15 protein-coding genes are annotated in these 13,060 nt (G+C 74.2%); 7 read left to right on the top strand and 8 right to left on the bottom strand.

The genetic code is table 11. The features are described 5' to 3' along the window. Window positions 1–58: 58 nt before the first annotated feature. The gene (locus ABZ321_RS27965) at window positions 59–1,099 is read left to right on the top strand and encodes a hypothetical protein (RefSeq protein ID WP_354896474.1); all 1,041 of its coding nucleotides are present in this window, start codon (window positions 59–61) and stop codon (window positions 1,097–1,099) included. Window positions 1,100–1,181: 82 nt separating this feature from the next. Further along, window positions 1,182–2,750 carry a hypothetical protein gene (locus tag ABZ321_RS27960; protein ID WP_354896471.1) on the top strand — a complete coding sequence of 523 codons (1,569 nt, stop codon included), beginning with the start codon at window positions 1,182–1,184 and terminating at the stop codon, window positions 2,748–2,750. A gap of 55 nt (window positions 2,751–2,805) precedes the next feature. Here ABZ321_RS27960 and ABZ321_RS27955 read toward each other — a convergent pair whose 3' ends face one another. After that, complete coding sequence (locus ABZ321_RS27955) at window positions 2,806–3,312, bottom strand: YcxB family protein (protein ID WP_354896468.1); 507 nt, start codon at window positions 3,310–3,312, stop codon at window positions 2,806–2,808. A gap of 62 nt (window positions 3,313–3,374) precedes the next feature. Between ABZ321_RS27955 and ABZ321_RS27950 the strand changes: the two genes are divergently transcribed. Together ABZ321_RS27950 and ABZ321_RS27945 are read left to right on the top strand one after the other, a co-directional pair. Beyond that, complete coding sequence (locus ABZ321_RS27950) at window positions 3,375–4,733, top strand: MFS transporter (protein ID WP_344499279.1); 1,359 nt, start codon at window positions 3,375–3,377, stop codon at window positions 4,731–4,733. A gap of 90 nt (window positions 4,734–4,823) precedes the next feature. Further along, window positions 4,824–5,162: a hypothetical protein gene (locus ABZ321_RS27945; RefSeq protein WP_354896465.1), complete on the top strand. Its 339-nt coding sequence runs from the start codon at window positions 4,824–4,826 to the stop codon at window positions 5,160–5,162. Window positions 5,163–5,209: 47 nt separating this feature from the next. Here the strand turns inward: ABZ321_RS27945 and ABZ321_RS27940 are convergent, their stop codons facing one another. From ABZ321_RS27940 to ABZ321_RS27925, 4 genes are all read right to left on the bottom strand, one after another. Then, window positions 5,210–6,385, bottom strand: coding sequence for a hypothetical protein (locus ABZ321_RS27940; RefSeq protein ID WP_354896462.1), 1,176 nt, complete (start codon window positions 6,383–6,385; stop codon window positions 5,210–5,212). Further along, a complete protein-coding gene (locus tag ABZ321_RS27935; RefSeq protein ID WP_344499285.1) occupies window positions 6,382–6,912 on the bottom strand; it encodes a SigE family RNA polymerase sigma factor in 531 nt (176 codons plus the stop codon). The genes ABZ321_RS27940 and ABZ321_RS27935 overlap by 4 nt, the downstream gene beginning before the upstream one ends. Window positions 6,913–6,985: 73 nt before the next feature. Beyond that, window positions 6,986–7,711: an ElyC/SanA/YdcF family protein gene (locus ABZ321_RS27930; RefSeq protein WP_344499287.1), complete on the bottom strand. Its 726-nt coding sequence runs from the start codon at window positions 7,709–7,711 to the stop codon at window positions 6,986–6,988. A gap of 33 nt (window positions 7,712–7,744) precedes the next feature. After that, on the bottom strand, window positions 7,745–9,361 hold the full coding sequence (locus ABZ321_RS27925; RefSeq protein WP_354896459.1) for an HD domain-containing protein: 1,617 nt from the start codon (window positions 9,359–9,361) through the stop codon (window positions 7,745–7,747). A 77-nt stretch (window positions 9,362–9,438) separates the two neighbouring features. Between ABZ321_RS27925 and ABZ321_RS27920 the strand changes: the two genes are divergently transcribed. From ABZ321_RS27920 to ABZ321_RS27910, 3 genes are all read left to right on the top strand, one after another. Beyond that, window positions 9,439–10,284 (top strand): hypothetical protein, encoded by an 846-nt coding sequence (locus ABZ321_RS27920; RefSeq protein ID WP_354896456.1) that lies wholly within the window; start codon window positions 9,439–9,441, stop codon window positions 10,282–10,284. 5 nt (window positions 10,285–10,289) lie between these two features. Continuing rightward, complete coding sequence (locus ABZ321_RS27915; RefSeq protein WP_344499293.1) at window positions 10,290–10,448, top strand: hypothetical protein; 159 nt, start codon at window positions 10,290–10,292, stop codon at window positions 10,446–10,448. A gap of 72 nt (window positions 10,449–10,520) precedes the next feature. Then, entirely contained in the window at window positions 10,521–11,231 is a 711-nt protein-coding gene (locus ABZ321_RS27910; RefSeq protein WP_354896608.1) for a glycerophosphodiester phosphodiesterase, read from the top strand. On the opposite strand, the gene ABZ321_RS27905 is transcribed toward ABZ321_RS27910, so the two are convergent. Genes ABZ321_RS27905 through ABZ321_RS27895 form a run of 3 tightly spaced genes read right to left on the bottom strand, consistent with a single transcriptional unit; the run spans window position 11,183 to window position 13,030 of the window. Continuing rightward, window positions 11,183–11,473, bottom strand: a complete 291-nt coding sequence (locus tag ABZ321_RS27905) for a hypothetical protein (RefSeq protein WP_354896453.1) — start codon at window positions 11,471–11,473, stop codon at window positions 11,183–11,185. The two genes, ABZ321_RS27910 and ABZ321_RS27905, sit on opposite strands and share 49 nt — an antisense overlap. Window position 11,474: 1 nt before the next feature. Then, on the bottom strand, window positions 11,475–12,677 hold the full coding sequence (locus tag ABZ321_RS27900) for a sigma-70 family RNA polymerase sigma factor (RefSeq protein WP_354896450.1): 1,203 nt from the start codon (window positions 12,675–12,677) through the stop codon (window positions 11,475–11,477). Between the two features lie 5 nt (window positions 12,678–12,682). After that, complete coding sequence (locus ABZ321_RS27895; protein WP_344499299.1) at window positions 12,683–13,030, bottom strand: YciI family protein; 348 nt, start codon at window positions 13,028–13,030, stop codon at window positions 12,683–12,685. Window positions 13,031–13,060: the final 30 nt, after the last annotated feature.

Raw genomic sequence — 13,060 nt, 5'->3', positions numbered from 1 at the left:
GGACGCCCCGCACGAACGGAACACCACGGCCGGTCATCGTGGCCCTACGCTGCGCGGCATGCTCCCACGCATCCTGGCGGCGCTGGCAACGGTGCTCACAGCGACAGCAGCGACAGCAGCGACAGCAGTGACAGCAGCGCCGGCACACGCCGGCGGGCAGCACACCAAGCCGGTGAACGGGTTCTCCAGACAGGGGCCGTGGAACACGAAACTGCCCCGGCACGTGCCGCTCGCCGCCAACTCCGCCGCGGTCGTGGAGAACATCCGCCTCGACAAGGTGAACAACTACGGCTCGTGGGCGGTGAACACCGACGAGTACTCCACGCCGATCTTCACGGTCGGCAGGGACGCCCCGACGCAGCGGTGGACGTTCTCCGACTGCCTGAACCTGCCGCACCTCGCGCCGGTCATCGCCGACAGCCTCGCGGCGGTGCCGACCCCCGCGGACCTGATCGTGTCCAAGGGCACCGACGCCGCCGTGACGATCTACCAGCCGTCGACGGACACGTACTGGGACTTCTGGCGCGCCGAGCGGGACGCCGCCGGGCACTGGTCGGCGTGCTGGGGCGGGAAGATCGAGCACTACTCCCGCAACCCCGGCATCTTCACCAGCCCGCTCGGCGCGACCGCGACCGGCCTGCCGATGGGCGCGTTCACGATCCGCATCGACGAGCTGCGCCGCGGCAGGATCGACCACGCCGTCAACATCGCCACCGTCCGCACCCGCAAGGACTGCAACTCGTGGCCGGCGACCCGCAACGACGGCAACACCGAGGGCGCCGACATCCCGTGCGAGGGCCAGCGGTTCCGCCTCGACCCGGCGTTCGACATCAGCGTGGTGCGCAGCCCGGCCGCCCGCACGATCGCCCGCGCCATGCAGGAGTACGGCCTGATCATGACCGACAAGGCGGGCGCGCTCGTCACGTACGCCGAGGACCCGCGACCGTACATGGCGGCCAACGGCGGCGTCGACCCGTACTTCGCCCTCATGGACCCCGACGACATCGTCCCGGACGGCGCCGAGAAGTACCTGATCCTCGGCGACATCCCCGTCGAGCGGCTGCAGGCTCTCCCGTACGACTACGGCCGCCCCTGCTGACCGCGCTTGTTGCGGGCCCATCGACGATCCGGCATCATGACCGCATGATGATCAACCGGAAGGGCGGCCTCCGCCCGGCTCGATGAGCCCGCACGGGTGGCACCTGCCACCGCCCGACGACGATCGCCCCACCGTCCTCGCACACGCAATGGCGCTGCGGGCCGCGCACGGCCCCGGCCCCTGGCCAGACGGCGGCGACCCACTCCCGGACCGGCAGGCGCGGCCGGCCGCACCGCTGATCTCCGACACGGTCCTCGAGGGCATCCGCTCCCAGCACATGACCCGGGCCGCCGCGCCCACCGCGAGCCCCGGCCTGGCCGACCTCATCGAGGCGGTCGTACGCCGCCCGCCGGAAGCCGGCGCTGTCCGGCGGTTGCGCGCCGCGGCGACGGCCGCGGGCTCCGACGACCTCGTCCGGCAGTTGCAGGGCCGGGACCTGCCCGCCGGACGCCTGCGCGAGCTGGCGCTGCATCTCGCGCGGCACGGGACCGGCCGGGACGAGGTCGCCACCGGCGTGATGCTGCTCGGCGTCAGCGGCGACCGGCGCGACCGCGACCTGCTGCTCCTGCTCGGCGCCCTCGACACCCTCACCCGCTACGCCGTGGCCGCGCTGCGCGGCTCGCAGCCCGACCCGGACCGCGCCGTGTACGAACTGGCCCGCCGGGTCGACGGCTGGGGACGCATCCACGCCGTGGAGCAGCTGCGCGGCACCGGCGACCCGGAGATCCGGGCGTGGCTGCTCCGCGACGGGTACCGCAACACGATCATGGATGAGTACCTCGCCCACCTCGCCGCCACCACCGGCGGCCTGCTGGACGCGCTGGCACCCGACGCGATCGACGAGCCGCTGCTGTCCGGCGCCGACGGGATTCTGCTCGCGCTGCTGCACGGCGGGCCGGCGGCCGACATCACCCACTACCCGGACGGGCCGCGGGTCATCGACCGGTACCTCACCCACGCCGGCAATTACCCGCCGGACCTGAGCCGGGTCGGGGTCGTCGGCACACTGAGCGACTTCATCGCCGGGCAGACGGTGCGGCCGTCGGGTTCAGGTCCGAAGGCGGACGCGGTGGCGTGGTCCGCCGCCGAGCGGGCCCGGCTCCGCGACGCCTGCGACGCCCTGACCGCCCGGCCCGCCTGGCGGGAACTGCTCGACCGGGCGCTGCACAGCGCCGACCCCAAGGAGTTCCAGCGGGCGATCTGGGTGGCCGAGAAGCTGCACGTGCCGATGGACGGCCTGCTCCGGGCGCACCTGCGCCGCGAGCCGTTCGACACCTACCTGTGGTTCTCCCTCGTCGACGGTACGAGCGACATCGACGGCGTGCTCGACCTCGCGGCCGAACTCCTCCCGCTGGCGGACCTCGCCACCGGGCCCACCCTCGACCTCGGGCTCGGCAGCGACCGGCCCGAGCACGTCCTCGACATCGTCGTCAGCCGCCTCGACGCGCACCCCGGCAAGGGCTGGCCCCTGATCGCGGCGGCCCTGGCCAACGCGACGGTCCGCAACCGCAACATGGCCGTGCGGGCGCTGGACGCCTGGCCCGCCGGGACCCCGGCCGCGGCGGAGGCCGTCGCCGCCGCGGCGCGCGTCGAACCGGACCCCGGGATCGACCGGCGGATGCGGGCGCTGCTGCGCAAGTGGGGGATGTAGCCGAACCGGCCCGACAGCGAGGGACCGGCGGCCCGGTCCCTCGCTGCGAGGGAGGTCAGCGGGGGCGGCCCAGGAAGGCGCGGCCGGCCTGGCGCTGCTGCTCGGCGAGCAGGAACGCGGCGAACTCGGCACGCTGCTCGTCGGTCATCGTGTCCTTGGGGATCGTGAGCGACTGGACCTTGCCGAGCAGCATGTACCAGGCGTCCGGTGTCTCGACGACGCTGTCCACGCCCGCCCAGCGGTAGCGGGACTCGACGAGCGGGTACACGACGCCGACCCACTCGTCGGTGAGCGTCATCTGGAAGCCGTCCTTGATGACGTGCGACTGCATGCGCACGGCCCGGCTCGCGGTGAGCGGGCCGATCACGGTGCCGATCAGGACGCCCAGGACGAGCGTCATGACGATCAGCTCGAGCGGGCCGCCGGTCGCGATCAACAGCACGCCGAGCGCGAGGAGGATGCCGCCCATGATGCGCATCCGGCGGACCTGCGGGCGCATCACGACCGTGATCGTGCGGCGCAGGCGCCGCTCGTCGTAGGGCACCCACATGGTGATCTGCATCGGCGCATCGTAGGCGATCCGAACTGGACCTGAAGTCCCGGTGAGGTCCTACGATCGTCTGCATGGCCGCCATTCGGGGAGATCGCAGGACCTTCTACCAGCTGCTCGTCAACACGCTGCTCGTGTCGGTGGTCAACTTCACGGTGTGGTTCGCGATCACGTTCTACGTGTACCTGGAGACGCGGTCGGTGTTCGCGACCGGGCTCGTGTCCGGCATCTTCCTGGTCATGACGGCCGTGACCGGGATCTGGTTCGGCAGTCTCGTCGACCATCACAGCAAGACGACGATGATGCAGGTGTCCGCGGTCGCGTCGTTCCTGCTGTACGCGGCGGCGTTCGGCGTCTACCAGACGGTGCCGCGGGAGGAGTTCAAGGACCCGGCGAGTGTGCCGCTGTGGGTGATGATCGTGCTGCTCATGTTCGGCGTCATCGCCGGCAACATCCGCACGATCGCGTTGCCGACGATGGTGACGGCGCTCATCGAGGAGGGCGACCGCGACCGGGCCAACGGGCTCGTCGGCACGACGTCGGGGGTGTCGTTCCTGGTGACGTCGGTGATCAGCGGCTTCCTGGTGGCGATCGGCGGCATGTTCTGGGTCCTCGTCATGGCCCTCGCGGTGCTGGCCGCGGCGGTCGTGCACATGTCGCTCCTGCGCGTGGTCCCGGCGGCCGTGGCGACCGCCGAGGACGGCGAGGAGCCGCGGCGCAGCGTCGACCTCAAGGGCACCATGCGCGTCGTGGGTGAGGTGCCCGGCCTGACCGCGCTCATCCTGTTCTCGACGTTCAACAACTTCCTCGGCGGCGTCTACATGGCGCTCATGGACGCGTACGGGCTGTCGCTCGTCGACGTGCGGACGTGGGGCCTGCTGTGGGGCGCGCTGAGCGCCGGGCTGATCGTCGGCGGCCTGTGCGTCGCCCGGACCGGCCTCGGCAGCCGCCCGGTCCGCCTGCTCCTGCTGGTCAACGTCGTGCTGTGGACCGTCACCGTGCTGTTCCCGGCCAGGTCGTCGATCGTCCTGCTCGGCGCGGGGATGCTCGTGTACATGGTGCTCGTCCCCTACGCGGAGGCCGCCGAGCAGACGATCCTGCAGAAGGTGGTCCCGTACGAGCGGCAGGGGCGCGTGTTCGGCTTCGCCCAGAGCGTCGAACAGGCCGCGTCGCCGCTGACCGCGTTCCTGATCGCGCCGGTCGCCCAGTTCGTGTTCATCCCGCTGATGACCGACGGCGCCGGCGCCCGCCTGATCGGCGACTGGTTCGGCACCGGCGCCGACCGCGGCCTGGCGCTCGTGTTCGTCCTGACGGGGTTCGTCGGCCTGGCCGCCAGTGTCGTCGCGTTGCGCAGCCGCCCGTACCGCCGGCTCAGCGACCACTTCACGGCGACCCCCGCGCCGTTGGTGGAGAAGGTCACCGAACCGTCCTGACAAAGACCACCCGCAACGCTGGCGTTCGTACACGTGTACGAATAACGTCTACGTTGGTCGGTCGTTGGTCCTTGGAAGGGTGGTTCGCCGATGCTTCGCAAAGACCTCACCGATCTCGTCCGCGCGGTGCTGCGGCGCCCGGCGCCGGGCGACGGGTTCGCGGTGCGCATCGACTGGCCGGGCTACGGTCCGGTCCTCGTCTGCCACGACTTCACGCAGTTCAGCCCTACCCTGGACCGCGCGCTGCGACGGGCGGCCAGCACCGAGCGCTACTGGTCCCGCGGGCCGTTCCAGCCCCTCGCCGTCACGGTGGTCCCGATCGAGCACGCGGCGTTCCTCGCCCACCCGCGCGAGTGCCCGTCGACGGACTGCCCGACGACCGCGCCCCTGCTCGGCATCGAGGGCAAGGACCTGACGAAGCGCCCCTGAAGCCGGGCCGCCAAAGAAGCGGCCCGGCAACGGAGCCCCCCCAGAGCTCAGGACGGGGGGTCGCAGTGCCAGATCAGCAGCCGGCGGTCCCCGGTCGCGCCGGTGACGGTGCGGCCGTCGTCGCTGATCGAGCGCGCGCCGGCACCGGATCCGGCGGGCAGCGGCCGCACACCCGGCGGCAGCGGCAGCCGCTGGACGGCGCCGCCGGGGGAGAGCCGGACCGGCTCGCGCAGGTCGCCGCCGATGGTGATCGACCAGCCGGTCGGGGTGCCGTCGGCGATGTCGGACGGGGCGCCCGCCATCACGAACGCGGAGTCGCCCGCCGCGGAGGAGAGGAACCAGCGGACCGGCACGACCCGGTTGCCGCCGGTGACCGCCGCCCAGCCGTACGCGAAGGTGCCGCGCACCGCCACGGCCTCGGCGCCCTCGTAGCCGGCCGGCAGCGGCAGCAGCGTCGGGCTGCCCTCGTGCACCCAGCGGACCGCCGCCCCACGGACCACGCCGACGACGACGCCGTCGTCGGACACGCCGCTGGCGTGCGAGCCGCCGGTGCCCGGCGTGCCGAACCCGGGCGGCATCGGCAGCGCGACGACGGTGCCGGGGCGGTCCGCCGGCCACAGGACCGGGACGTTGTCGTCGCCGGCCTCGCCCGAGGCGTACCCGACGACGTCGCCGCGGGCGTTGAGGGCGGTCGGCGTCGTGTACGGGTACCCGGCCAGCTTCGGTAGCATCGTCTTCGCGCCGTCGCGGTAGGTCCACGCCAGCTGTTGGCTCGAACTGACGACGTCGTCGTAGCCGGCGATCACCCCGTCGACGTTGACCGCCACCACCTCGCCGGTCGCGCCGGGGTAGGCCACGGCCTGCCCGTCCGTGATACGGGACGCGATCCCCCCGACGGAACCGACGACGTAACGACCCGAGGGGTCGACCACCGGGATGCCGGGGGCGCCCGGGACCTGGATCGTGTCGACCGCGCACGCCGCGAACGGCGGGTCCTGCGGCCCATGCGCGGCGGGCGCGCCGCGGTGCCCGTCCGGTGCGGCGGCGCCGAGCGCGTAGGCGGTGCCGCCGGCGACGACCAGCGCGGTCGCCGCACCGGCCAGGATCGCGCCACGTCGGGCGGCCTGGCGGCGGCCGGTGGCGATGGCCAGCCCGATGTCGGCGGTCGTCGGCGGCACCTCGACCGCCAGCAGCAGGTCACGGAGCTCGTCATCTGTGGTCATCGCAGTGTTCCCATCGTCTTGGCCGGAGCGGGCGCCGGCGTCAGCGCGGCCCGCAGCACGGCGAGGCCCCTGGAGGACTGGCTCTTGACGGTGCCGGCGGAGCAGCCCAGCGTCTCGGCGACCTCCTCGACCGGCCGGTCGAGGAGGAACCGCAGCACGATCACGGCGCGCTGCCGCTGCGGCAGACTGCGCAGCGCGGCGATGAGCACGCCCCGGTCGTCGGCGGCGTCATACGGCCGGTCGGCGCCGGGCCGCTCGTCGTCGGCGTGCGGCAGCAGCCGCACCCGTGACCACAGCCGGCGCTTCTCGTCGATGTAGGTGCGCACCAGCATCCGGTGCACGTACGCGTCGAGGTTCTCGGCGCCGCTGGCCCGCCGCCAGTGCCGGTACAGCTTCGTGATGGTGACCTGCACGACGTCGTCGGCACGGTCCTGGTCCCCGCCGCACAGCAGATATGCGGCGCGATGGAGCGCTGTCAGCCGCGCCGACACGTACGTCGTGTAGTCGGCCTCGCTGTCGCCGCGCATCCGGGCTCCTCCCTGTCGCCTTCACCCCGTCCGACGGGGGCGGGCGCGGCGGAGGTTGAGCGGTCCGCGGAAATCAGCCGGAGCGCAGCGCGTCCTCCACGCCGGTCTCGTGCTGCCCGAGGTAGACGGGGTCGCGGCCGGACGCCACGTCGTAGACGACCTTGACGCAGGCCGGGTACTCGCGGCGGGCGTTGGCCCGCCACACGGACTTGAACTTGCTGACGCTGTCGTCGCCGACCCCGGCGGCGTCCAGGCCGAGCCGGCGGCACAGCATGACCGCGCGGGGCAGGTGGAACGACTGCGTCACCACGGTCACCTGGGTGACGCCGAAGACGCGCTTCGCGCGGGCGCACGTGTCGTAGGTGTCGAAGCCGGCGTAGTCCCGGACGATCTTCCGGTCGGGCACGCCGTGCTCCATCAGCCAGGCGCGCATCGCGGTGGGCTCGTCGTAGTCGTGGTGCATGTTGTCGCCGGAGACGAGCAGCACCTTGACCTTCCCGGTCTCGAGCAGCCGTCGGGCGAGCTCCAGCCGCGCCTCCAGGAACGGCGAGGGGGTCCCGTCGGCGTACACCTGAGCGCCGAACACCAGCGCGACCGGCGCGACCGGCACCGTCTGCTCGGTGTACAGGTGGCCGTCGGCGGACGAACGGACCCAGAGCACGCTGCCGACGATGAGCAGCAGCACGCTGTGCAGGCCGGCGGCGGCGAGCATCGCCAGGCCACGGACGGTGCGCCACTGCCACCAGCGCCGGCGCGCCGGCGCCGCCGCCCCGACCGGAGGCGCCGGCTTCGAAGGCATGGCCCCGAGCCTGACACCCGCCGTCAAGCCCGGTCACGACGCGTCCGGCAGCCCCGCGCTCGCCCGCCAGTCCGCGACCCTGACCAGCATCTCCAGGTATGCGAGGACGAACGGCCCGTGCCGGTCGCGCAGCCCGGCCGCCGTCGCCGGCCACCCGACCGTCGGGTCGCCCGCCAGGACGCCGGCGGGCTGCCCGAGCAGCGCCGGCACGGCGACGGCCAGGCCGGCGCCGACGTCCCCGGGCAGCGGCACGTGCAGGCGGAGGTTGCCGTGGTGCGCCAGGACCAGGTAGCGAACGAGATCGGGGTCGTCGACGCCGTCGAGCAGCCCGCGCATCGGCCCGTCGAGCAGCAGCAGCGACCCGAACTCGTGCCGGTAGGCGACGTCGTCGCGGAACCGCAGCGGTGCGTCGATCCCCGACTTCGCCCACGGCCGGCCCGCCGTGATCCACGCCGGCTCCGGGTCACCGGCCAGGCAGCAGAGCGCGTCCTGCCACGTCGGGTGCGCCTTGCCGAGGTCGTGCGTGAACCCGGCGGTGACGGCGGCGTGCGCCGCGCCCGGCGGCAGGTCCGGGCCGAGGGTGCTCAGCAGCGCCCGGACCTGGTCACGGACGTCGGCGCTGTGCTGGTCGAGCGACAGCCACCCGGTGCCCGGACCGGTGCCCGGACCGACCGGCCGCGGGACCGGGTCCACGTCGGGCGCCGGGTCCACCGGCCCGCCCGTGGACGCGTCGAGGCCGCCGTCGTGCGCGGCCACGAGGACCGTCTCCCCGGGCCGCAGCGGCGAGTCCGCCGTCACCCGGGCCCAGCCGCCGTCGGCGTGGTCGAACCACCAGACGGCGACCCGGCCGGCGAAGGCCCGGACGGCGCGGGACGGCACCGGGGTCCGCCACCGCTGCTCCGGCGGCCGGACCTCCGGCACGGGCCGTCCCGAGCCGTCGGCCGGCGTCCACCGCGCCCACGCGACCTGCACGTCGAAGTCGCCGGTCTCGGAGAGGTACGGCGTCACGTCGACCTCGGCCGTCGTGTCGAACAGGGCGACGAGGTCCGCCCGCGACAGCGACGGCGGCGCGGCGGCGGGAGCCGGCGACACGCAGGTGAGCGACAGCGGCTCGGCGGTCGGCCACGGCCCGTCCGGTGCGGCGAACGACAGCAGCCGCAGCAGGGTGGCGGTCGCGGTGGGGGACCGGTGCGGCTCGGCGACGATCCAGTGCGCGCCGTTGGTGACGAGGGCGAAGTCGATCGGCCACGCCCCCGGGAACAGCCCGTAGCCGCGGTTGAGGGCCTTGCTGGCGAGCGCGTCGGCGGACCCGATCACCACCGCGGGCCGGTGCGGGTGCAGGCGCCACCGCCGGTCGGCCTCGCCGGCGCCGCCCATCACCACGTGCACGCTGACCTCGCCGGTCAGGTCGAGCGCGTCGAGCCACCGCGCGACGTCCCCGGCGACCGGTTCCAGCGGGACCCCGTGCGGCAGCGCGAGCAGCAGCCGGCGCGGCGCCAGCTCGTACAGACGCCGCCAAAGCCACACGAGCACCAGGTGCGACGGGTCAGGGACGGCCGGGACCGTGCCGGGCAGACCGTCGCGGGCGAGCCCGGCCAGCACCGGGTCCGGCGGGCCACCCGTCGCGCGCCGGAAGAACGCGTCGAACACCCGGCCGACCTTACCCGGCATCGAAATGCGTTGCCGGTGCGGCGGCGCCGGTGCTGCACTGTGCGCCGGAGGTGGACGTGCAACGTCAACAGCGGCCGGCGGGCGCCGGTCACGTCGGGGACCGCATGAAGCTGCACCGCAGGACGGTGTGGCTGGACGGTCGCGCGCGCACCGTCATCTCGCCGCGGGCCGGCACCGACTGCCGGTTCAGCACGAACTTCCACCACGGGACGTGGCACATCCTGGGCGACTGGCGCAGCGCGCGGCTGCTGGGCCGGCTGCTGTGGGGGCTGTCGTTCCAGCGGCGCCAGGACACCCTCGTGGTCATCGACCTGCCGCACATCGACCCGAACCCGTTCGACGCCGCCCCCGGCGACCCGATCGTGCTCATGCCGTCGGACCTGACCGGCATGAGCACCCGCGCGTTCCGGGACCTGCGGCGTCAGCTGCCGCTGCGCGGCGCGCCCGAGGGCACCGTCCGCTGGCACACGCACGGCCTCGACCCGGTGGCGGCGGAGCGGGCGATCCCTTGGTATGAGCGGACGCGCAGCGTGGAGTCGCCGCCGTTCGTGCCGGCGCGGAGACCGCGGACGCAGATCGGCCGGGTCGGCGGGCTGCTCGCGCTGACCGCGTCCGCGCCCGACCTGCGCGCCTACGCCCCCGGCGTCTACCTGCTCGGCCAGAACGCGCACCGGGGCATGGACTACCTGGAGCTGGAGTGGCCGGAGGGCGAGGTGCAGGTGTTCAACGACTACCGGCACCGCGTGTCGGCGGCCCAGGTCGCCCGGCGCGAGCTGATCGCCGAGGGCAACGACCCGGCCGGCGCGCGGTTCGACGAGCTGGTCTGGGACCGCGGCGACGACGTGCGCCGCCGCGCCCTGCGGCCGATCGCCTCGGTGGGGGAGCGCTCTCCGAGGGATTGACAGGCGTGCGCAGGCACCCCGACGACACCGCCGTCTACCTGGACGCCGCCACCCTCTACGGCATCCTGTTCCGCGAGTCGCCCCGCCCGCTCAGCAACCTGTACGCCGCCGCCGCGACCGCCACCTCGATGCGCGACGTCGCCGCCACGGCGATCGGTTACTGACCGTTCGCCACACGGGCGGCCGGGCTTTGCCGGGCCGCCCGCCGGGCGCGTTATCGTGTCGCGGTGACGGGGATGCTGCTGTGTGCGCACCGGGCGGGCAACAACCTGGCGGAGCTGCGGGACGCGCTCGACGCCGGGGTCGACCTCGTCGAGGCCGACGTCAGGCTGTACCGGGGTGCCCTGGAGATGCGGCACGCCAAGGCGCTCGGGCCGCAGCTGCTGTGGGAGCCGTGGCGGGACGTGGCGCGCCGCCGCGACACGCCGGTGCCGCTGCTGGCCGAGGTGCTCGCGACGGCGGCGGGGGAACCGCGGCTGATGCTGGACCTGAAGGGGCCGTTCCTCGGGGTGGCGCCGGCGACCGCGGCCGCGCTGCGGGAGGCCGCGCCCGGGGCGCCGGTGGCGGTGTGCTCCAGGCAGTGGCGGATGCTGGACGCGTTCGAGGACCAGCCGCACGTACGGCGGGTCTACTCGGCGGGCAACAAGCGCGAGCTGGCCAAGGCGCGGCTGCTGGTGCGCCGGCAGCGGGTCGCCGGGCTGTCCATCCGGCTCAGCCTGCTCACCCCGCAGGTCGTCGAGGAGCTGCACCAGCACTGCGACCTGGTCATGGTGTGGTCGGTCGACACCGAGAGCGACCTGGCCCGGGCCCGCGAGCTCGGTGTCTCCGGCATCATCAGCAAGAACCTGCCGATGCTGCGGGCCATCGCCGGTGATCAGCTTGGAGATCAGCCCGGAGATCAGCCCGGTGACGGCCCGGCGACGAACGTCCGGGCCTCCACGACGTAGGACAGGTCGGGCTGGACGCGGACCCACTCGCGCATCGGCCGGCCCGGGCGCGGGGAGCACGGCCGGCCGGCCCCGCCCGCGACGAGCTCCGCGACCCGGGCCGCCGGCAGCTTCACGATCAGGTCGTCGCCGACGACGAAGGCGTAGCAGCGCCCGCCGGCCCGCAGCGCCGGGGAACCCAGCATCCGGCCGATCTCGTCGCCGGGGTACCGGCGCAGCGCCGCCGCCAGGATGTCGGACATGTCAGGCCATCCCGCGCAGCTCGGCGAGGCGCTGCTCGCGGTGGCGGCGCTCCACGTCGGTGACGGTGCCGGCGAGGGACGAGGTGAGGGCCTCGACCGCCTCCGCGTGGCGGCCGGCCCGGGCGAGCAGGTCGGCGCGCACCGCGTGCCAGCGCGGATCCGGCGGCAGGTCCGCGAGCAGGGCGAGGCCGGCCGCCGGACCCGACGCCTCCGCGGCGGCGACGGCCCGGGCCAGCCCCGCCGCGGGGTTCGGGGCGACCGACATGAGCAGGTCGTACAGGCGCAGGATCTCCGGCCAGTCGGTGCCGTCGTAGGAGGTGGCGCGGGCGTGCTCCGCGGCGATCGCCGCCTGCAGCTGATACGGGTCGGCGCGCCGCTGCGACGCCTCCAGCGACGCGTTGAGCAGCGCGATCCCGCGGGCGATCGCCGCCGCGTCCCATTGCGTGCGGTCCTGGCAGTCGAGGGTGACCACGGCGCCGGAGGCGTCGAGGCGGGCGGGCCGGCGGGCCTCGGTGAGCAGCAGCAGCGCGAGGACGGCGGCGGGCGCGGGCTGGCCGGGGAGCAGCGCGTGCAGCAGCTCGGCGAGCCGGACCGCCTCGCGGCAGGCGTCCACGTCATAGGTGGCGTGCCCCGACGTGTACAGGCTGTGGATCACGCCGCACACCGCGGGGAGCCGCGCCGGGAGCTCCGAGGGCGCCGGCACCCGGTAGGGGATGTGCGCGGCGGCGATCTTCTGCCGGGCGCGGGTGAGCCGTTTCTCCGTCGCCGCCTCGGTACTGAGCAGCAGCCCCGCGATCTGCGCGGGCGACAGGCCGCACAGCGTCCGCAGCGCGAGGGCGACCTGCGTCGGGGGCGACAGCGCCGGATGGCAGCAGGTGAAGATGAGCCGGAGCAGGTCGTCGTGCACGACCTCGTCGGGCGGCAGGTCGGCGCGGGCCAGCTCGATCATCCGGGTGCCTTCCTCCTCCTTGCCGCGGCGGGCCTGCTCGCGGCGCAGGATGTCGATGGCCTTGCGGCGGGCGGTGACGGTGAGCCACGCGCGGGGCTGCGGCGGCACCCCGGTCACCGGCCACGCCCCGAGGGCCGCGAGGGCCGCCTCCTGCACGGCGTCCTCGGCGATCTGGACGTCGCCGACGGTCCGGATCAGGGTCGCGAGGATCCGCGCCCCTTCCACCCGGACCGTCTCGGCGACGGTGTCGTGCACGCCGTCTACCTGGCGGCGATGACCGGGCGGACCTCGACGGCGCCGCCCCACGCCGCCGGGATCTGCGCGGCGATCGCGACGGCCTCGTCCAGGTCGGCGGCCTCGATCAGGTAGTAGCCGGTCAGGGCCTCCTTCGTCTCCGCGTACGGGCCGTCGGTCGTGACGACCTTCCCGCCGCGAGCGCCCTCCACCCGGACCACGGTGGCCGTCGCCGTCGGGTGCAGGACGGCGCTCGCCCGGAGGCTGCCGGCGTTGTCGACCGCGAACTGCCGGTACTCGGCGAGCTCGGCCGCCTGCTCCGGCGCCCACCAGTCGACGTCGGCGGTGTAGGTCAGTGCGAGGTACTGCGGCATCGGACCGCTCCTTCCATCTCGGGAACTCAA

It is taken from the genome of Dactylosporangium sp. NPDC006015, assembly GCF_040614215.1.
Lineage (GTDB): Bacteria > Actinomycetota > Actinomycetes > Mycobacteriales > Micromonosporaceae > Dactylosporangium > Dactylosporangium maewongense.
The sequence above is the reverse complement of the archived record's forward strand: the minus strand, read 5'-3'. Positions and strand labels throughout refer to the sequence as shown.